Origin of the sequence: Candidatus Nitrosocosmicus franklandus (genome assembly GCF_900696045.1) — an archaeon.
GTDB lineage: Archaea > Thermoproteota > Nitrososphaeria > Nitrososphaerales > Nitrososphaeraceae > Nitrosocosmicus > Nitrosocosmicus franklandus_A.
This window is the reverse complement of record NZ_LR216287.1, coordinates 2,194,227-2,214,787: the sequence shown is the minus strand read 5'-3', so window position 1 is coordinate 2,214,787 and position 20,561 is coordinate 2,194,227. Positions and strand designations below refer to the sequence as shown.

Sequence of the window (20,561 nt, the reverse complement as noted above, 5' to 3'; positions counted from 1 at the left end):
CTATGGTGCATCTGTTATTGACAAGAAAACAATAAATTTTAACTAACCTAACAACCCCGACATCGAAGTACAAGTTATAGGTTATTGTGTAACATCCGCTTTTCGCTTGTTTTAATTATCGCATCACCCTTCATTAGTATTAGATTTCCTATCGCCAGATTATTGCAAAAAGCCCAAGATCTGCAAAAAATGGATTTTACAGAAATTGAAAATACAAAAACAAATATCCCTTTTTTAGGCATTGTACTTCATAATACCATTTCATCAGATGATGTTAAAATCCAAATAATGTGAACCCGATCTCCTAGTATAGGTCATCAATACAAAACAAGATTTTTGTTTCAAATTATAGTCACAAATGAATATTTATTGACAAGTAAAATCGACGGTGTCATGACTACTGTAGTATAGGCAACATCATTCAAAATGTTTCGTGATTAAAATAGAATAAACACTTGTGCCCGAATGAATGTTGAAGATGATATTGTAAAATGGTTAGGTTTAGAACAACCAATTCGAACTGATTATCGTTTTCAAAGAATTAAAAGACTTACATTCAGTCAACAATCTAAAGAAAGTGTTTAGTTTTTCAAGATATAATAATAGCCTGAACACGAATGAACACAGATCCGGTTTTTTCCCAAATCAAACAAAATGTACGGCTTCGTTATACTTCTTATTTCGCTATTATTCGTGGATATCTTACTTATGGTTTTGGTAATGAAATGATTCTACTAATTGTCTTGGTACATGAACATATGAATTATCATGATATTTCAAATGGCAATTAAAGCATCCACCATACCAAATATTTTGGACAATGTGAAGAGCAGTAATATTAATGAAATGAGCTATCGAGTCGAAAGCAATACCTAATGTGTATTTTGATTGGATACCAGCCATGATTCTAGTAACCAATGTTGGATCACAAATTTCTCGCTGAACAACCATAAATATTAATCAGAATAATATTAAATTTCGATAATTGCTAGAGTATTAGAGTATTAGAGTATTAGAGTATTGCATTAAGTGAGCAAATGCTATATAATTTTGTAATAAAATGGCAATTAATGTATAATTTGAATGCAATACAAAATAATACAAAAACCAATTACATACAAATTCGGGCAAAAATCAAGCCAGTACCTTTAGGAGTAAGAACAGCATGATGATAGGTCGTACGGTTCTTTTTGCTCTCGGCTTTTTTGTGGCGGTATCGTCTATAGCAAGTTCTACCCAGTTTTATGATTTTATTGTAATGGGTAAACCCATATCCAGTCAAGAATGCACATCAGACTTTTGGTCCAAGACATGCTGTTGGTTGGATAACGAGGGAGGCGTAATACGCAAACATTGTCAGACCTGTTTGAGTGATGGATATGGTGGCTATACCATAAATTGCAAAACTACTAAAGGACCCGTAGCAAAACCAGATTTTCCAGCAGAACCACAGGAATACGATCCAAGGAATGAGGGAGGTGCAGTTCCAGGAAAGCCAGGAACAGCTGCACAAGATAAATCTCAATCAGACGAGGTCATAATACTGAGAGGACAAACTCAAGCAGAATCTCAAACAGAAAATACGGAACCAAGACAGGGCACTCTGATAGAAAATCTCGGCGTCGCCGAAAAAAACCAAGATTAGGAACAGTTCTCAAGGCTTTACTCCAGAACTAAATTCCAGCGGGTAGAGAAACAAAATAACAGATTTCCCACCATTTTCTTTTTTAGAGGCTACAAATCAACACGACAAATACAACACTTTGTTTAGTTTGGAAAAAAGCTTATGCGGTAGATAAGTCCTTAATTCTCTAAGCAAGTCAACGCCATTTGATGTCTTGGATCAATTGTGATCTTTTGTTTGTTCAAATTTCTATCATGATCTAGGTCTAGTGAATGATTCCGTCTAAAGTACGAGCGACACCATCATAATAAAATATATCTAACTATTACTATTACCTATTTGACAAGATAAATGCACAAGTTTCTTCGAATTTGCACAGTCTTAATCATTAGTACGTTTGTAATTTCCATGTTAACATCAATCACTAGTATTTTTTTATATTCTGAAGCTAATGCTCAACTATTTTCTGATAGAAGACACATAAATCTAGTACAAGACGTTCCAATAGCTATAGCAGAAGATAACGTATACGTAGCATGGTGGTCTAATAAATCAGGAAATAATGAAGTGATGTTTAGGGCATCCAATGATAACGGTACCACATTTGGAGAAAAGATTAATCTCAGTAATACTACAGATTCAGAATCAGAAGATGTTGAGATACAGGCTTCGAGGAATAGTGTATATGTAACATGGTGGGAGAGAAACCAAACTACAAACGATCCTGTAATGAGAATTAGTACTGATGGTGGAAAAACCTTTGGGCCTTTATTGAAAGCTAGTATGAATGGAACTATCTTTAGTAGTATAGAAGATAACTTTGATAATCTAGCAGACAATGTTTATACCACACAAAGAAAAGACAACTCGATATTTGACTTGCAGCAAAATGTAACAATGTCCGCAGGAAATGAAATGACATATGTAGATGTGACTAACGATGGGAGTATAGTCGCTTCTACAAGCAGTAGTGACAATGAAACACTCATTTTTAATGGTACAAATGGAGAACTAATAAAAAAAATCAAGGTGGGTGATACCCCTAAAGGTGTCAAAATTACTCCCGACAAAAAATACATCTTTGTAGCAAATGAATTATCCGGATCTGTAAGCATTATTAGCCTTAAAGATCTAAAGGTCATCAAAGAGATTGAGGTAGGACCCATTCCTCACAATATTGTATTTTCCCCCGACGGGAAAAAAGCCTATCTGACAATTCAGGGCGGAGATAAAATTATTGTTATCGATACTACATCATTTGAAAAGATCAACGAGTTGCCGGTAAGTAAAGGTCCACATAACTTGGACATAACAAGCGATGGAAAATTGCTTTTTGTTTCAAATGCGGCGTCTAGCGATGTGGCAGTCATAAATACAACTTCAAATCAAATATTAAAGAAAATTCCAGTCAGCATGGGTCATCATGGAATAGATGTTTCTCCAGATGACAAGAGAGTCTACGTTGCGGGCATAGGATCGAATAGGGTGAATGTTATAGACGCAGAAAAACAAGAACCAATAAAGGATATTATAGTGGGCAAAGGACCACATGGAATCCGCACAAGTTCGGATGGAAAAACACTATTTGTTGATATAACCAATGCAAATAAAATAATTGTAATAGACACGGACGAGCTGAAAGTGACTAAACAGATTCCGACAGGCAATATGCCATTTTGGTTGGCTGTTTCAGGCAATAATTGATTAGTTAACATATATTGAAATTTTTTAGCTTTAATATATCCTGTTTTAGGTGTAAAGTCATTAGCATATATTTTTAATAATTCACAATTTTGAGATTTAGAGAAATAGTACAAGTCGGTCGCAATATTTTTATAACTAAGGCAAAGTCATCGGAACTGTAAGAAATTAATGAGAAATAGCATATTATTCCCAGGTCAAATTTACATATTGATTCTCATCATCACAAGTCAAGGAGGATGAACAAGGAATGAACCTTATAATTAATAGGCTTGCCAGTTTATTGTAAAATATCATACCCAAATATTCATCGAAGCTCTGATGCATCGCTTGGATGAAGGTGTCAATACAATCTTATAAACACCGGTTTAATACAATGAAAAAGTAATACTATTTAGAATGCTGACAAAAGGCTGTTCAGCTTTAGACCTGATTCGTATTTTACCAAGGCATAATCTTTCAAGTCATTCCAAACGTCATCTATGTAACTTTTACTGTAATCAGATTTCATTGCATAGACTTTGTTTAGAATTTCTTGTTCCTCTTCAAAGTAGTTAGTGTTGTCTACCAGCGTTGATGCTACTACCAGCCAATCTAGTTCCTTGTTCTTGAACAAATCCAAGAATCTCTTGATAAAACCAGCATCTAATTTCCAATTCTTGTTCATAATGTCGGATTCTATTGCGTTGATATCCAGTTTTTCGTAATAGTAATTTGCTAGCTCTGGCGAGTACGGACCATTGTTGTACATGTTAAATTCGTAGCCGAAATCATTATTCAAACAGGATTGAGCTAGGTATACGTATTTTTGTAGTTTCAATCGGTTAATACTGCCTACTTCATCCTTTCGACGAACACTGTGTATATCAACTAATTTATTTTCATGCAAAAAGCACATAAAATCTTGCAATTTTGTGCTCATAATTTGTTTAATAAGTATTATACGTAGAACTGATATATTAACACAATGATCTGCTTTTACGGCTCTGTTCATTTAACGATAAGCCTATAGCTTGAAAGCATTCCATTTCTTTTACGCTTACTAGAAACAGAACGCCTTCAAAGTATGTATATTATGGGTTGCATTTGTACTTTTCAGGCCTATCCTTAAGGAAAGCCTCGGAAAGATTATCTCAGATATACAAGAGAAATCACGTTTCCATTTGGAATTGGATTCAAAAGTACAAGCCTCAAAAGCTAAGTCAACTAGAAGAAGAGTTCTAGAGTATATAATAGATGAGACCATGTTGAAGGTGGGATCAGAGTTTGTCTGGCTCTGGGTTGCAACTGAACCCGAAAACAGGCAAATTCTCGCACTGTCTATCTCTAAAGAAAGAAACATGTTTGTTGCAGAAAGATATCTTTCTAATTTGATCAAAGTTCATGGAAAGCACCCAGTTTCTACAGATGGTGGGACTTGGTATCCCATGGCTTGTCAGTTTCTCAAACTCGATCACCATATTCATTCCTCTCTGGAGAAAAGTCTGATTGAAAGAAAGATGCAATACATAAAGGATAGAACCGAAAGTTTCGATGACTACTTTCCTTGTAGAATAAAGAATTGCAAGTTAAAGCATGTACACAATTGGCTGCGGTTATTTATTGACTATCATAACAGAGAAATAAAACATGTTAACTGAACAGAGCCGCTTTTACTAGATGCTGTAAAAAGGAGGCAAGTGATAATACCGATACAAGATAAAGGGGGAGTGTATCAGTCGTATATTTGGTTACTTGATCCTTGATTCTTGGAAATAAGAGTTAAATTGAGAATAGGGTGCGTGTATGTTGCTATATTCAATCAGATGATGATTCACATTTACCATCTACATAGGACCAAAAAATTAAAGCAGAGTACTATTTTTTCTACTAGTAAATTCCTGAAAAAGCTATAAAACACCAAGAAAACAAGCAAATATTGTTGACAAAAAGGTATCATTTTAAATCAATCATTTTGTCTGCTTTTTGTATGTTATTATTATTGTGTTCTAATTATTCTGTAATCAATTTATCTTTTGGAGCATATATGAAAGCCCCTTTATCTCCTACAGGTCCAACAGTAAAAGACGATAACCTAGTAGTTGAAAAAATAACAGATGGACTAGACATACCTACCAGTATGGCGTTTTTGGCACCTAATGATCTTTTGGTTACTGAAAAAGAAACTGGAAAGGTCGTAAGAATCGTAAATGGTCAGATACAGGAGGAGCCAGTTCTTGATGTACCAGTAGCTAGTAGTATTGAACGAGGTCTACTGGGAATTGCCATATCAAAATCACAACTGGATGGAAAAACATACGTTTTTCTTTCACACACAGAATCGGGAAATGATGAAGATGGAAGCGATGTTGAAGACGACGTAGAACCAGAAGGAAACAGACTTTATCGCTATGAGTATGTGAATGGTCAATTGATCAATCCTATTTTATTATTAGATTTAACTGCAATTCCTCCAAACGATAGAGGCGAACACAATGGAGGCAAAATTCGCATTGGTCCAGATAACAATATTTACTTTATAGTAGGAGAAGTAGGCGGACATAGGACTCAGGCACAGAATATAGAAGACGGTCCAGCACCAAATGGTTTGGGCGGAGTATTACGGATAACTCAGGATGGACAAATTGTACCTGGAGAACCCATTTTTGGTGACGAATTGCCTCTTAACTTGTATTATGCGATGGGTATTCGAAATAGCTTTGGCATGGATTTTGATCCAGTAACAGGAAATCTTTGGGATACCGAAAATGGACCCGCAACTGGAGATGAAATTAATATGGTATACCCTGGTTTTAATAGCGGTTGGGCATTGATTCAAGGATTATCACAGAGTGATCTTCTTGGCTCAGGCGCTACCTCTAACGACCTAGTTTATTTCGGAAATGCAAGTTATGCGGAACCTAAATTATCGTGGGTTACTCCTATTGGGATTACTGCATTAAAGTTCTTAAATTCAGACAAATTAGGAAAGCAGTACGAGAATAATATGTTTGTAGGAGATATAAATAACGGACTTTTATACCGATTCATACTTAATGAAGCTCGAGATGATTTAACTTTTGATAGTGGCGAATTAACGGGAAATATATCCCTATTAGCAGACAGAGAAGTCAATGATCCGAAAGAAAATCAACCATTTGTTTTTGGTCAAGGTTTTGGTGGTATAACCGATATAGAAGTAAGTCCAGATGGATATTTGTATGTGTTAAGCTATACTGGATCTTTATTTAGAATTGTACCCGCTTCTTCTTCGTCTTCGTCTTCGTCTTTCTCAACTGCTATTGCTGGAGGTAGTGGTGGTGCTGAAGGAGGAGGAGGAGGAGGAGGAGAAGAAGACAATACAAATGGAAACTCGATTCCAGCAGTTATCTTGGGTTTATACGGAGATAGATCTTACTCTCCAAACCCAATTACAATTGAAAAAGGTCAAACGGTAACCTGGTACAATGGTGACACAATTTCACATTCTGTGACCTCAGGACAAGATGATGACGAAGACGCAGGTGAAGAATTTGATTCCAAGGCCATAATACCCAATCAGTATTTTAGCATCACATTCGAAGATTCAGGTGTATATCCGTACTATTGCTTTTATCACCCCTCGATGGTAGGAGAAGTCATAGTGGAATAAACGAAGTGTATTATCTTGTGCACAATCAGACAATAGCTGTAATGCAGAATTTAACTATCTCTTATTTGTATCATAATACCTTTGTTAATACCTATGCAATTAGGTAGAGAAATCAGATAAACTAATAATAGATTGGATATCGTGATTCTAAAAAATAAGAAGGATATCTGTGGTCCAGACAAAAGTCTAAGGTTGGATTAGATTGCTAATGAATTTTAATTTCTCATAGAGACATAAGGATTTTCAGTTGCGTTAACAAAGGCATCGCTAATGTGATTTACAATTTCTGGTTCCACTATATTTGCTGATACGTCATAGAATACGATAAAGGGTTTACTCTTGTTACTACCCAGTAGTAAGGCATCACCAATAAACGGCATTGTAGCAGAGTACAGCGGAGAACTGGGCGTAGTACCCTCATAATCGGGACTTATTCCATCAACTACGAATGGGATTGCTGGCAGAGCTCCACCTTGTTCCGCAATATGAGGATATACTAGGAATAAATTATCGAATTTTGTATTATTGATTTGAGAAAGTGTTGCATTATCCAAGGATATTCTATGATTAATAAATACATCTACAGGTTCTGTAGCAGTAAATGAGACGATTCCTTCATAAACTGCACCATCATCCCTATGAGGAAGTATATATGCAGTATGATAGTTTGGATAATTCGAACCTGGTTGAGATACAACTATACCCTGTTGGATTATCTCGTCGCCAACAGACTTGTTGGAAGCACTATTCAAATGAGTTGCATATGCTTGTTGAAATTTTGTTCCCAAATTTCTACTTTCTATTATTCCATGGTTATCCCCCCATGCCATCACCATCAAAGATCCCATGATAATGCAGGAGATAGAAACGGTTAGGAAATACAAATTTTTGGCAGTCAATTTTGTGTCCTATTAATAATTTCTCGTGCATTTATATTTTCTGTATTCTCCAGTATAATAACAATAGTTACTTAAATACAGGCACAATCAGAGCGCAGACCCTTAATTAATATAGACGGTAAATTAATGTGCCAAATTAATAGGTCAAACCATTAGTTAAAATAACTAGATAGTATCTGATAGCATAGTATGAATTCCGATACAAGACTGGAAGATAAATTTTTGAGAATATCCCCCTCAAAATAGTAACTTTGATCCATCATCAAAAAACGAAATTCGGACCATTCCATAATATTTGAATTGTCTAATAATTGGATATTTTTTCAAATGTCATTTACCAATTGGCCAGTATTTTACTCTTTTTTAGTTATAATGAAAGAAGTTTGGTTTTGTGTGTGGTATTTCACCTTGATAGCCCAAGATTTGATTGTGAGGAGAGGAGAGAAAAGGAGAAGGAGGAAGAAAAGGAGAAGAGGTGTTGATAATGTCCAATTGGCTGGATTAATTTATCTATATATAATTAATCCAGCTTTACATCCAAAAAGGTCTCTACTCCAATAGCCATATGTTATCAGGTTCGTCACCAGGATAAGATATGGTTAAACCAACACTGTTGTTTAGAAAGGATAAAGATTTGCTTTGTGTATTGTTGAACAACACAATATCATAAAAAACCCAACCACCGTTATCATATGGTTTCCCTACACCAGAAACAATCCAATCAATACTTTCTCCATCTTGAGTGGTAATTGCCCCATTACCCGAGCTCCGAATTAATTCATCAGATAAGTGTCTACATATATCTGGTTGTTAATCACATTTCCAACGCCCTTTAGAAACCCCTGGTCAGAATAACGTACCTCTGTTACTAGATAAGGAGTTAAGGATAGATTTTTTCAACCCAGATAGACAATTTCATTATGGTTATAAATTGAATCTGCTGGATCCAAACTAAAGACAAACTGTTTGTTAGCACTTGGCATAGGAGTCTAAGTTCCTATTGTACATGAAGTAGTACCATCATCATCATCATCATCATCATCATCATCATCATCATCATCATCATCATCATCATCATCATCATCATCATCATCATCATCATCATCATCATCATCATCATCATCATCATCATCATCGCCAACAGGACAACTTATCATTCTTGTTACTTGATCAGAAAGCGATAATGCGGTCGAACATAATACTTGCCACGTAGTAGGACCGACAATTCTATCAATAGTCAAACTATTGTCTGTTTGAAACCGTTTAACAGCTGCCTCTGTACCAGGTCCAAAATCTCCATCCACACAAGCTCTATAAATGTATCCTTTTTCAGATAACAGATTCTGTAATTTAACAACAACCTCATCCGTATCACCTTTTTTTAAAGTTTGAGCATTAGGATCACAGGTTGAGGGGGTAGGATTAAGTTCCATATGGTATCAAAGTTCGTATCTGTTAACACGGGGGAAAATATAGGTATTTTTAGCAGTGATTACTAACAGTATGAGTCTAAATATTAAGGGATATCAATAGCACGATATTTAATGGGACCGTCTCCTATAATCCTGTAGGTAGAGAGGCAGTGCTGGCTGATAATTCTACCTCAGAAATTTCTGAAAATACAATAAAGCCCTAATGATGATTGGATTCCCCCTGTTAAAGAATATGAATTTCCAAACCATGTCTCTCAGAGGATGAGATAAGCCAGAAACTAAATGACATAGGGTAATCGACTACCTTGCACCTCATTTTGAAAAAAGATTATTTCAGAAATGACATTTCCTAGTTATCTCAAGCCATTGACTGTGTAAAATCATTATTAACTGATGTACACTATGTCCAGAAATCGACGATCATTCCTTATCTAACAATATACCTAAAGTTATATTAGAAATTGTCACAATAAAATGCCAGTAAATGAAATCTACAGGTTCTGCTTCTTTTCTTATATGCATAACTATTCTATTACTTGTATTTATATCCTCATTTGATTTTGGCAAGACCCATGCACATATTTTTATATCCGATGACGATGCATCCTCATTTCTTACTTTGATAGAAAGGGTAAGAGTTGAAGCACTGATGGCAAATGTTACGGCAACCGAAAATTTAACAAAATCACAAGATCATTACTCAAAATTAATCAAAAATTTGGACGATATTATAGATAGTGAAAACGATTTTGAGATTTCTAGCTACCAGTTTGACAATTCCACAGTTAATGCATTACTATTTGCAAATCTAATGGATGAAGTATTAAAAAATTACGGAGCATCGTATGGCATACTGCCCAGTGTTATGACAAATATGTCGTACATGTCTTCGACTCAAATGAGCACAGTCAACAAGAGTAAGTCACCACTGGATACTGAAAAATATATGATTTCAAAAGAATATGCCAAAAGGGCTTTTGAGATTTATGACTCTACATTGAGAATTTTTGAAAACAAAAATAACAAGAATTCACTCGATAATATCGGCAAGGATTTAACAGAACTAATCAATTCAATAAACAACAGAACTGATCCGTTTGACATCATGAGTATTGTACATATAGGTATCCACCCTAACTTACAAACTGCATTTAACTTGACATTAAATTCTTAGCACAAGATGATTATTGATAAGTTACGGATGGTCTGCTAAAAAAGTTAAATTTGGCTAGGATATTTTACGTACTTTATATGTCTAACATGAAGAATCATATACTAGTATGAATGGTTCGAATAATAAAAAGTTCATTTTATGTTCATCCGTACTAGTGATTTTTAGTATATTTACGATAACTATTAACCTAAACGATATTAATTTTATCGCACATGGACAAACCAACGTCACTTATTCTTTTCTCACTACTTGGGGGACCCAGGGAAGTGAAGAGGGACAATTTGAGGGACTTAATGACGTTCATGAAAAGAATGGTTTTATATATGTACCAGATTATGACAATGACCGTATTCAAAAATTCACTCCAGATGGTGAGTTCGTAGCTACCTGGGGTACTGAAGGAAAGGAGGATGGTCAAATGAATCACCCTCACAGTGTTGCGTTTGATTCTGAGGGGAATCTTTACGTTACTGATAGAGGTAATCTTAGAGTTCAAAAATTCACCCCAGATGGGGAATTCATTACAAAGTGGGGTACAAAAGGAGAAGGTGACGGTCAGTTTTTACATCCCCATGGCATTGCTGTTGACGAGATAAGAGATTTTGTATATGTTGATGACGCTACCAACATGAACATCCAAAAATTTGATCTTAACGGCACGTTCATTGCAAAGTGGGGATCAGAAGGTTCTGATCCGGGTCAACTTTCAAACCCAGAGAGTTTGGACGTAGATTCGCAAGGGAATGTATACGTATCTGATTTGGACAATAATCGTATTCAAAAATTCACTCCAGATGGTGAATTCATAACTGCCTGGGGTACTGAAGGAGAAGGCAAGGGTCAATTTGATTCTCCTGCAGGTCTTTCAATTGATGACTCAGATAGAGTATTTGTGACAGACAGAGGAAACGCACGAATACAGGTATTTGATAGCAACGGTATATTTATCACGATGTGGGGATCGCCTGGTACAGAGAACGGTCAATTTGCTAGACCTGAAGGAATCGATGTTGATCCTTCGGGTAATGTATACGTTGCAGATACAAATAATAACCGAGTGCAAAAGTTTGTTCCGGCCTCTCCGCAACAGTAATGCGTAACTTATTATTTTATTATGATTGATCAATCTCTGAAATAAAGAACAGTTTTTTCTTCTTTAATTCATTATCCTATTTGAGATTACCAATAGACGCCTATAATGACAGTATCAAATCACAAACCAGAAGGATGTAGCAAAAATTAATGATCTTATATCGTCATCTTGCATATTCTCGTCTGTTTTAGATTCCCTAAAAAACTATACTAGAGGACACCACTCAATTTGTATTGATACCCAACCAATTAACTCTTAAAGCTTTTCTAACACCTTCTTCTAAGAATTTCGATAAAAAATACAGATATCGACAATATCAAATTTATAGATAATCATACTGAAAATAAGAAATATTTGCTGTATGATAGTCATAGAAGGACAAGAATAATGACCTATAATTCTTAGCGGCTAGTTACCATAACCTTCTCTAATACAGGGCAAAAGACCAAACTCATAACAAGTCTTATCTTTACAAGAATCATCCTTCCGATCTAATATATAGAAATTAGAACAATTCCCCGAAATCTCCAAATACAAAAAGAAGATATTCCAATCTAAACAAATATTATCTATCAAGATTAGAGGATCAAAATTTATCGCCATGTGAAATAATAACCAAAGATCCCAAAACCATTGAGTATGAACTTATAGATCCCATGAACGACATGAGAGATAGAAAAAAGGCTGGCATGTTCTCAATTCATGATGTTCTCGCAGAGCACTTACACACTTTTTGGAAATCAATGATGTAGTGATTAACAAGAATAAACGGATAAAGTTAAGGTGAAAATGTGGAAAATTTAAATCAGAGGGTACTAAGATTGAGCAAACGAGTCCTGTATGTGGATGTTACTTCAATATGGATGATGTAGAATGAGAAATTCGTTTATATAGCATCAATCACTCTGTATAGAAAGGAAAAAATTATGAAAAATATTATCCTAGGTTTGATCATCGGGTTTTCTATTATCACAACCGTTTTCTATGTGGGCACAAGTAATGCTCAAATAGGAAACATCAGTGAAACCCCAAGCACCTCCTACACTAATACTTCAAATTCAGGAGATGATGCCCCCATTTCAATAAATATTCCAGTTGAAAAGGGGTACGTGAATGGAAACATATCGTACTTTATTAGTACAGATGCTTCAGAGGAAATGATTGTCTCATCGGTAACAAATACAACAAAATTTAAGGTTAATTATGCACCTACGTTGAGCAATACTTCAGAAATTTCTCGTCAACAGGGTTATGTTTTCGTAAATGGGGTAATTGGAAATGGAACATTTGACCACCAATTACCAGTTGCTTCTGCCAGTGGAGGAGATCCAGGATATAGTCCGTTATTTGAAATCAATTATGTAGAATGGAATAATAACACAGAACCCAGAGTATTAAAATCCGTTAGCGAGATTTTTGAGGCCGAAGCAAAAGGAGAGATTAGTATCGAGAAATCCAATATTGTCATCAATAGTCCGGCAATGGAGATCAAGTAATGATTTTAGTAGAGTGTTTACCAAAAAATAGTGTCATCTAAATAATTTTTTTAACCAACCAATATGTTACATCAAACAATCATTTGAGATTGGTGATAGGAAATACAACTTTTAATTAATTTCCACATGTTAGATATAATTTAATAATCCTGCAGAATATCCAAAGTAAAAGGGAATTGTCAAACCCGATTTACTTCTTTATCACATTGTTTTTTATCGTATCTTTCGCAAACATTTTGATTATTTTTGCTGATTCAGATGCTAGGATAATCTCTTCCGTAGGATGCTTATAATAAATTCAAATATAGCCTCATGTCTTTCAATATTTACGCTTTATTTAATAACTTCAATAAAATATGGTTAGTTAAATAGTTTTAAATTTCACAGTGGTCTATTTCCAACCTTCATCAACATTTGATGCCTTACCTTACTTTCCTCATCATCATCATTATTATTATGGCAACACATTCAATAACAAAATAAATTGAGATGATATACTATTGATGGTATAGATATTCAAGTTTGTCTTAAAAATCAAAAGTATGAGTATCAATTAATATATCTGGTATTATGATGGTTCATAGGACACGTATTTGTAAAAAAAGAAATCTAATTCCCTAATTTACTGGATTCTTAAATATTTTAAAAAAATAAATAAAAATTAGACTTATTGTTGTGCTAGAGCATTGTTTCCTGTATTTACCTGATTTTGAATGTTAATGTTGTTACCAGAACCTACAGTGTTTCCTCCTGATACAACCTGACTGTTCTGACTCGAAGATTGTGCTTGACCTATAGCTTGCGAGGCCTTGTTACCGCCTTTTCCATTGCTGTCTTGTGCTAGAGCATTGTTTCCTGTATTTACCTGATTTTGAATGCTTAGGTTATTGCAAGAAGCAAAGGTACTACCGCCTGAAACACATTGTGAGTTTTGACTTGAAGATTGTGCTTGACCTATAGCTTGACTGGCTTTATTTCCACTCTTTTTGTTGTCTTTATTATGATTTTTAAAATATTTTTTACACCAGTTCTTACTATGATCCTCCCTGCAATCACTCCAGTTTTTATACTTTTTGGCGAATGCATTCTCCGATATTACAGAGGGAGCTAGCACTAGTGCCATTGTAAGTAATATTGCAGTCATAGGTACTAGTATTCTTCTATTTGTGTTCATACCTGTATCTTCTTTTACAATAATTTAACATATATTGAATACCATAAAATAATATATGAATATCTTTAAGTAGTATCAAACAGTATAATTCTCCTTTTATTAATTTTTGTGGTACAGTTATCAAAGTATTACTACGTTAATAAAATATCAAGACAACTATTTTCAAAAGTTGTTTTCATAGCAATTTGGTAGATATACAGATTTGAAATTAAAGTTGCAGGCGATCTTCAATAATACCTTTGTAATCAAATTTGAAATTGTGTTTGCTTTTGCACCTAAAATAAATGTCATATTAGTTAGCATGAAAATAAATTCGACTCAATTAACCAACTCCTGTTGTTAACTGATTGAACCGAGTTATCAAAAATAATTTATATAAATTTGCTGTCCTGTAGTTGAGGAACATACTTGTCATTTATTAATCACGAAACTATTGTACCTTCAACCTTATCTCCAATCCCATTCCCGTTTGTGAATGTATGTGTTTCAATCAAGGTATTTAAAACAAATATTTCTTCGTCTTGTTTTAACGTGGTTACTGCAGGATTAAGTATAGGATTACCTTGATCATCGGTAGTCATTAATTTTACAGCAACAACAGGTGTTGAGTCAAAAGCTTCTGGGTGTGCACTTTGAGCATAAGCCGGAGTTACTGCAACAAACGTTATTGTCTCAATAATTGAGAATAAAAGCGATTACAAAATATTCTTGTGTCTGATTGGATTTCATCCAAAAAAGCTCCATCATACAAGTATAAAAATATATATCAAGGAGCAAGAGTAATTGAACAAGTTTTTTTGTATCTGTTTGTATTGACTATTAGATTATGGACATGATATCATGAAATCACTTGAGAAAATGAAAATTGAAATTAACTGTATGGCAAATCGGCAGAGAGTTCACTAAGGGACGAAAGGGTTTCATTCAAATCTTTTCCACTAGTGGTCCATACAATCAACGTTTGTGTATCACCAGTTCCCTTTTGTCCCCCTCTCAAGTCCTTAAAGTCATATGTGTTATCGATGGTGATACCTTCTGAAGCTATTTGTGAAATATAATCATCAATATCTTGTGTAGGAACCATAAGTATCCCTACCGTATCTATGTTACTTGCACTTGAATTTGAACTAGTGGGTGTAACAGGAGATTGAATATTGTCTACGGTAATAGTGCCAGTCATCGTTACTCCAGGGTCACCTTCGGCCGCATAATTATATACACCTAGATTGCTAAATGTGTATGGCTTGGAGGCCTGGCTATCTATAATTTCTCCAGTGTTAAAAACTGAATTACCACTAGCATTCTTTACGTCTATAGTGCGTTCATGTCCTACATCACCATTAAACCATAATACGCTTGTTCCAAGACTAATGATTGCATTTTCAGGTACAAAGTGTTGGTCCAAGAACCTAGCTTCATCCTCTTCGCCTTCGCTATGGTGCCCCTCGTTGGGTATTAGTATAACCAATGTTTGTACATTATTGCCTAAGGTCATAGTCTTGGTATTAAATACACTCTCAGCGTCTATGTTTGGCTGTAAATTGTTTTCATTACTTGGACTAGTGGAATTCTGTTGAGCTAGTGCCGCATCAATAATAAACGAAAATGATGTTGGAAATATTACCAAAATTCCTATTGCAAATAAAGATATAGTAAAAGGAGAATATCTATGTTGGAAATGCACAAGAGCAAATGGTTAACTTTACTAAATAAATCTTTTTTATGATTCTCAATATTTGGTAATAATAGATAAGGATAAATAGTATTTTGTCAGTGCAAGTTTTTCCAGCCTTTGAAACTACAAAGTAGGACTAAATATTCACCGAGGGTACGCGGCATTGACGCTAACTTGGGGACTTTTTTCAAGTTTAAATCATATAATCTCAATAGTCTTTATATTATAAACACACTAGATAAAGTACATCATTTAGGCTTTGATGTTATATCCAGAAGAGATAATAGATGCTTTTCTGGACGTATAAGATTTTTGAAGTTTATATCCACCTCAGATTGTTATGGCCAATTATTCTCAAAGTCCACATACTTATTTTACAACACGAATTTGTCAAGACATTCACCATTGTGATCTGGCATATAAGAAAAAATAGATTTCTGCTTCTTAATTCGCATAATAGTATAACTTTATTTGTTTATTACCAGGATTACATCATAATTATAGCCTTTTTTTTTCAATAAAAGATTTGATATTTCATATCTTCATTTATTTGATAAACCTTTAAATCATAATCAATTTTCACCTATCAGGTACGAATTGGAAGTAATGAATCTAGTCATAATAATTCACATTTTACTTGGATTTATCCTAGTTTATTTCGCAATTCGAGCCTATAAGAGAAGCAGGTATTTTCCTATGGTATACCTAGCAGCCGGATTTTTGCTGATAACTATTGGAGACACCATTATTGGTGATACTCTGAGATTCAATCATGAAGAAAGCAAAGAACTCATTGAAGAAGGTGTAGAAATAGCCGGATTTGTACTAGTAATAATTGCCGTGTTAAAGAGTTGAATAGTCCGTCTCCAAAAGATATATTGCCAGTATTAACTGATGAAACTAGTCTAAAAATATTAAAATTACTTGATGGAAAGGAATATAGTATCCAACAAATAGCAGCTCTTCTAAAGTTACCAATATCTTCAACATACAGAAAGGTTCACAGATTAGAACAAATAAAGGTTATAAAAAAAACAAAGATTGTACGGAATATTGATGGAACTGATGAATCATTTTATACTTCTTGGATTGATGAAATTTTAATAAGGTTAAAAAATAACGAAATCACCTGTAAAATTAAAAATAGACCTCAACAAGATAAAATCCTCCGGTTGTGGCAAAGCTTTAAACAATAAATTATTGTTAAGCTTGTATAATTTTTTATTTATATTACTATAGTATGGTAAGTTAAACAATTTATTATTTGAAAGAATAATCATAGGTTATCGATGTTTTCTTTGGTCATGATGTCGTTACTACTAATATTATGTAATGTTATAGTCTTTGAACAAATCAACGGTACTAATCCTATACCGATCTCAAACCAGACAAGAGTCTCTACTGACTAGGATAATAGAAAATTACAATCGATTGATACAAATATGCTTGTAAAAATAATGTAGACAACAATAATGAAATTAAATCACCATACTAAACAGAATTTGCATTATAAGACAAAACTAATCCAATGAGGTTAAAAAGTAAATTGAATATTCGTCAAAAGTCCATAAGGATGATCACTCACAAGCAAATGAATGATTAAAATAAGTTGGATGATCATATTTAGAATCAGCAGAGTTACTAATATTCCTTTAAAATTAATATATTTAGACAGCTGTAAACTAGCATGTCTTTTTTTAATCAAATTTCTTCAACGACTTTCTGTAGATTATCTTGAAATCCATAATTGTGATTACGAGAGCAAAAGTCTTGATGAAATTGATATAATTCGCACGTTATCCCCGACAAAGCTATCCATGAAAGAACTAGGACTGCTAGATTATTAACATCAAAAAACAACTTAAGATATAAACTAAGAAATGTCACAATACCCATATTTTAGGTCCAGGGTTTATACATGTTCGGTTAAAAGGTTTTTTATTCCTATTATTGGTAAAAATATAATTCAAAAATAAAATTAGCCAATGGATTCATCTGGAAGATTGTAAGAATGATGAAAACTAAAGTAAAAGACAAGATTCCCCATATTCATTATGAGCAATCAGTCAAGATGCTTCTGACTCGATAATAGAATACAATAGAGTCTAGGACAACCTACTTTATCATACAAATTCATTATTAATTTGAGTCATTTCATTGAACAAATCCCAAAAAATAATATTTTTATCTTTGCTTTCCATCTCAAGTATCATATAGATTTTTTCCATAGAACAGCCTGACATGATGGAGGCCATGATAACCTTAAATCCTATTGCAGTTACTATATTTATGATAAATTGAACCATCGGGATGGCAGTAATGATGTTCCCAGCAATAATTCCCATGGTAGTGCTAGACAGTCGAATGATTTCTAATGATCAAAATAAGAATAATAATTCAACTCTAGTTAGTGAGTTCAGTCAAGATACAGATACGAAAGAAGTAGAAAAAAGAACACAGACAGCTGGTCTGATCATTTACTCATCTTTCTATGAGAGATATCAAGACATAAGGTTTTGTAGGAACATATGTCTTGGTCAGGGCATTAACAGGTGTTATGCTGTTAGTGTTTTGGTCTATAATCATGAATAATCTGTTGGCAGGATTTGCTACAGAAGAAGGACCTTAATCAGAATTATCATCTAGACAATGATATGTGACGACTGTAGTGTAAATTATTTATCTATCAATATTTATTAGCACTACTGTTAATTAGTATCTGGTTAGATGGAAACTATGTGACTTTACATGGGTTGGATAATCATTGTATGTTTTGATAGAAAATTCTTTATTAGGTTAGAGTTTGAGTGGTATTTCTTTATTTGGTCTTCTTTATTGTATTTAACTAATTGTGCTAAACTAGGTTTGGATTTGAAGGGAGGAGAAAAAAAAGAAGTGTAATATTGACAACGGTTCATGAGTCGGATTAATCCATCTATTGACACATTATCGATCAAGCCCTACACTCAAAATGCTCTCTACCCCAATAACCAAAGGGAATCCGGTTCATCGCCAGCAAGGGACTTGAATAAACCTATGTTATTGTTTAGAAAGGCCAATGATTCGCTTTGGGTACTGTTGAACAACATTATATCATAAAAAAACCAACCGCCATTATCATAGGGTTTCCCTATACCAGAAACAATCCAATCAATACTTTCTCCATCCTGAGTCGTGATTGTCCCATGACCAGTACCCTGGATTAGTTCACCAGATAAGTGTGTGCCTATGTATGTCTGGTTGTTAGTTACATTTCCAACACCTTTTATAATTGCTTCATCAATGTAACGGTCCTCTGGCACCAGATAAGGAGAGGAGGAAATATTTTTTGAACCTAGATGGGTAACTTTAGTATGGTTATAAATTGAATCCGTTGGATCCAAAGAAATAGCAAACTGTTCGCCAACATCTGGTTCGGGAGAAGGAGTTTGTGCTAACAAATCTGTGTCAAAATTGGATAAAAGCCCCACAGTAGAAACAATTAACAAAGATAGAAGTAATAGTTTTGACTTTATTATCTTATTCAACAAATTCAGTAAAATAAAGTGATTTGAATAGATTTTGGTTACAATGGTCTTTTTTAAATTTTATCATAGGCCAATGCCTTACTTTCCTCATCATCACTACGATAATAAACTCAGTACCAAAGTAGAATGATTAGAAGAAGATTCTAGTTTGCCATGAAAATTAACAGTCGGCATTAATTGAGTATTTGGAAACACAGGGATTCATTTACAAAAGAGGTATATGTATTTGTACATGTAACTAGAAAACTCAATCTACCATCTATCAACTAGATTCAAATTCTGTTTGTCAACTATTATTCTATTTTATTTATCATAATCAGTAGTGGATTCGATAGTATGTCAAACAAATTGACTCTTAAATAACTCATCTTGCAAATTGATTGAGTTTACATATCAAAAATTCAATTCATATGGCATTTACTATCTCATAATTGAATAATGATGTGATATTTCAGAACCGCTTCAAATTGCTTTGGCTGGAGGCTGAGATTCAGTTGTTAGAACTAATCTGTATTTAGATAAGTTGAAAAGTAGTTAAAATATATTGTCGAATATAAGTTTCCATACCAGGATTTGAAATTTGAAGAATTTATGATAGGACAGGTATTCAAATCGCGTATCTGTATAGATAAGGATGATTTTAACAAATATCTATCATTTGCGAGGACAAAAAACATTCTACATGAAAACCCTGAACTTGCTTTAAAGGAAGGAATAAAGAGTAATACGCTTTTGCCTGGCAGAGCCATAATTGCACGAGCAGAAGGAGAGATGACACGACTAGATATTTTTTCCAACAGTATCATGCTATTGTATGGAATGGATGGGGATCCAGTATGGAATAACCGACACACTAGATTTATAGACGAAGTCTATGCAGGAGAAGAATTGGAAGTAGAGTATACAATATCTGATAAAAAAGGTGAGGAAAATTCTGAAAAATATGGCATCTTGTCAATTGATTTTAAAATTAATCGGCTAAGAGATAACAAGGTCGTTATAATTTCCCGTAGGAATTTATACAGAATTAAGAAATAACCGTGATCTTTACCGTGGTTACTCGAATGAATTGTATAACAATTTCGGAAATATTATCTCTTTAACAGAGACCGAATGGATCGTCATGATAATAAA

General features: G+C 34.1%; 21 protein-coding genes. 13 read left to right on the top strand and 8 right to left on the bottom strand.

Going from position 1 to position 20,561, the window contains the following annotated elements; genetic code table 11:
* Positions 1 to 1,165 precede the first annotated feature (1,165 nt).
* Together NFRAN_RS10465 and NFRAN_RS10460 are read left to right on the top strand one after the other, a co-directional pair.
* Positions 1,166 to 1,645 (top strand): hypothetical protein, encoded by a 480-nt coding sequence (locus tag NFRAN_RS10465; protein WP_134484943.1) that lies wholly within the window; start codon positions 1,166 to 1,168, stop codon positions 1,643 to 1,645.
* 387 nt (positions 1,646 to 2,032) lie between these two features.
* Entirely contained in the window at positions 2,033 to 3,328 is a 1,296-nt protein-coding gene (locus tag NFRAN_RS10460) for a cytochrome D1 domain-containing protein (protein WP_172602301.1), read from the top strand.
* A 391-nt stretch (positions 3,329 to 3,719) separates the two neighbouring features.
* Here the strand turns inward: NFRAN_RS10460 and NFRAN_RS10455 are convergent, their stop codons facing one another.
* A complete protein-coding gene (locus tag NFRAN_RS10455) occupies positions 3,720 to 4,106 on the bottom strand; it encodes a hypothetical protein (RefSeq protein WP_172602300.1) in 387 nt (128 codons plus the stop codon).
* 305 nt (positions 4,107 to 4,411) lie between these two features.
* On the opposite strand from NFRAN_RS10455, the gene NFRAN_RS13955 reads away from it, so the two are divergent.
* From NFRAN_RS13955 to NFRAN_RS10445, 3 genes are all read left to right on the top strand, one after another.
* A complete protein-coding gene (locus NFRAN_RS13955) occupies positions 4,412 to 4,549 on the top strand; it encodes a hypothetical protein (RefSeq protein ID WP_172602299.1) in 138 nt (45 codons plus the stop codon).
* Positions 4,495 to 4,965: a DDE-type integrase/transposase/recombinase gene (locus tag NFRAN_RS10450; RefSeq protein ID WP_172602298.1), complete on the top strand. Its 471-nt coding sequence runs from the start codon at positions 4,495 to 4,497 to the stop codon at positions 4,963 to 4,965. The genes NFRAN_RS13955 and NFRAN_RS10450 overlap by 55 nt, the downstream gene beginning before the upstream one ends.
* Before the next feature lie 386 nt (positions 4,966 to 5,351).
* Positions 5,352 to 6,956: a PQQ-dependent sugar dehydrogenase gene (locus tag NFRAN_RS10445; RefSeq protein WP_172602297.1), complete on the top strand. Its 1,605-nt coding sequence runs from the start codon at positions 5,352 to 5,354 to the stop codon at positions 6,954 to 6,956.
* A gap of 215 nt (positions 6,957 to 7,171) precedes the next feature.
* On the opposite strand, the gene NFRAN_RS10440 is transcribed toward NFRAN_RS10445, so the two are convergent.
* On the bottom strand, positions 7,172 to 7,786 hold the full coding sequence (locus NFRAN_RS10440; protein WP_172602296.1) for a hypothetical protein: 615 nt from the start codon (positions 7,784 to 7,786) through the stop codon (positions 7,172 to 7,174).
* A gap of 396 nt (positions 7,787 to 8,182) precedes the next feature.
* On the opposite strand from NFRAN_RS10440, the gene NFRAN_RS13950 reads away from it, so the two are divergent.
* A complete protein-coding gene (locus NFRAN_RS13950; RefSeq protein ID WP_172602295.1) occupies positions 8,183 to 8,416 on the top strand; it encodes a hypothetical protein in 234 nt (77 codons plus the stop codon).
* Between the two features lie 428 nt (positions 8,417 to 8,844).
* On the opposite strand, the gene NFRAN_RS10435 is transcribed toward NFRAN_RS13950, so the two are convergent.
* Complete coding sequence (locus NFRAN_RS10435; RefSeq protein ID WP_134484937.1) at positions 8,845 to 9,288, bottom strand: peptidoglycan-binding domain-containing protein; 444 nt, start codon at positions 9,286 to 9,288, stop codon at positions 8,845 to 8,847.
* A 484-nt stretch (positions 9,289 to 9,772) separates the two neighbouring features.
* On the opposite strand from NFRAN_RS10435, the gene NFRAN_RS10430 reads away from it, so the two are divergent.
* The 3 genes from NFRAN_RS10430 (at position 9,773) to NFRAN_RS10420 (ending at position 13,051) form a co-directional block, all read left to right on the top strand.
* Positions 9,773 to 10,462, top strand: a complete 690-nt coding sequence (locus NFRAN_RS10430) for a hypothetical protein (protein ID WP_134484936.1) — start codon at positions 9,773 to 9,775, stop codon at positions 10,460 to 10,462.
* Between the two features lie 154 nt (positions 10,463 to 10,616).
* A complete protein-coding gene (locus NFRAN_RS10425; RefSeq protein WP_172602294.1) occupies positions 10,617 to 11,555 on the top strand; it encodes a 6-bladed beta-propeller in 939 nt (312 codons plus the stop codon).
* A gap of 926 nt (positions 11,556 to 12,481) precedes the next feature.
* Positions 12,482 to 13,051, top strand: a complete 570-nt coding sequence (locus tag NFRAN_RS10420; RefSeq protein WP_134484934.1) for a DUF7482 domain-containing protein — start codon at positions 12,482 to 12,484, stop codon at positions 13,049 to 13,051.
* A 667-nt stretch (positions 13,052 to 13,718) separates the two neighbouring features.
* On the opposite strand, the gene NFRAN_RS10415 is transcribed toward NFRAN_RS10420, so the two are convergent.
* The 3 genes from NFRAN_RS10415 to NFRAN_RS10410 form a co-directional block, all read right to left on the bottom strand.
* Complete coding sequence (locus tag NFRAN_RS10415; RefSeq protein WP_134484933.1) at positions 13,719 to 14,225, bottom strand: hypothetical protein; 507 nt, start codon at positions 14,223 to 14,225, stop codon at positions 13,719 to 13,721.
* A gap of 422 nt (positions 14,226 to 14,647) precedes the next feature.
* Positions 14,648 to 14,806 carry a hypothetical protein gene (locus NFRAN_RS13945; protein ID WP_172602293.1) on the bottom strand — a complete coding sequence of 53 codons (159 nt, stop codon included), beginning with the start codon at positions 14,804 to 14,806 and terminating at the stop codon, positions 14,648 to 14,650.
* A gap of 290 nt (positions 14,807 to 15,096) precedes the next feature.
* Entirely contained in the window at positions 15,097 to 15,909 is an 813-nt protein-coding gene (locus tag NFRAN_RS10410; protein ID WP_134484932.1) for a hypothetical protein, read from the bottom strand.
* A gap of 597 nt (positions 15,910 to 16,506) precedes the next feature.
* On the opposite strand from NFRAN_RS10410, the gene NFRAN_RS14510 reads away from it, so the two are divergent.
* Positions 16,507 to 16,755 (top strand): DUF7521 family protein, encoded by a 249-nt coding sequence (locus NFRAN_RS14510; protein ID WP_134484910.1) that lies wholly within the window; start codon positions 16,507 to 16,509, stop codon positions 16,753 to 16,755.
* Positions 16,752 to 17,096: a winged helix-turn-helix domain-containing protein gene (locus NFRAN_RS10400; protein WP_134484909.1), complete on the top strand. Its 345-nt coding sequence runs from the start codon at positions 16,752 to 16,754 to the stop codon at positions 17,094 to 17,096. The genes NFRAN_RS14510 and NFRAN_RS10400 overlap by 4 nt, the downstream gene beginning before the upstream one ends.
* Positions 17,097 to 18,023: 927 nt before the next feature.
* Here the strand turns inward: NFRAN_RS10400 and NFRAN_RS10395 are convergent.
* Positions 18,024 to 18,245 carry a hypothetical protein gene (locus NFRAN_RS10395; protein WP_172602292.1) on the bottom strand — a complete coding sequence of 74 codons (222 nt, stop codon included), beginning with the start codon at positions 18,243 to 18,245 and terminating at the stop codon, positions 18,024 to 18,026.
* A 4-nt stretch (positions 18,246 to 18,249) separates the two neighbouring features.
* On the opposite strand from NFRAN_RS10395, the gene NFRAN_RS10390 reads away from it, so the two are divergent.
* A complete protein-coding gene (locus NFRAN_RS10390; protein WP_172602291.1) occupies positions 18,250 to 18,492 on the top strand; it encodes a hypothetical protein in 243 nt (80 codons plus the stop codon).
* A 386-nt stretch (positions 18,493 to 18,878) separates the two neighbouring features.
* Here NFRAN_RS10390 and NFRAN_RS10385 read toward each other — a convergent pair whose 3' ends face one another.
* Positions 18,879 to 19,388 (bottom strand): hypothetical protein, encoded by a 510-nt coding sequence (locus NFRAN_RS10385; RefSeq protein WP_134484929.1) that lies wholly within the window; start codon positions 19,386 to 19,388, stop codon positions 18,879 to 18,881.
* Between the two features lie 612 nt (positions 19,389 to 20,000).
* Here NFRAN_RS10385 and NFRAN_RS10380 point away from each other — a divergent pair.
* A complete protein-coding gene (locus tag NFRAN_RS10380) occupies positions 20,001 to 20,465 on the top strand; it encodes a hypothetical protein (RefSeq protein ID WP_134484928.1) in 465 nt (154 codons plus the stop codon).
* The last annotated feature ends 96 nt before the right edge of the window (positions 20,466 to 20,561 follow it).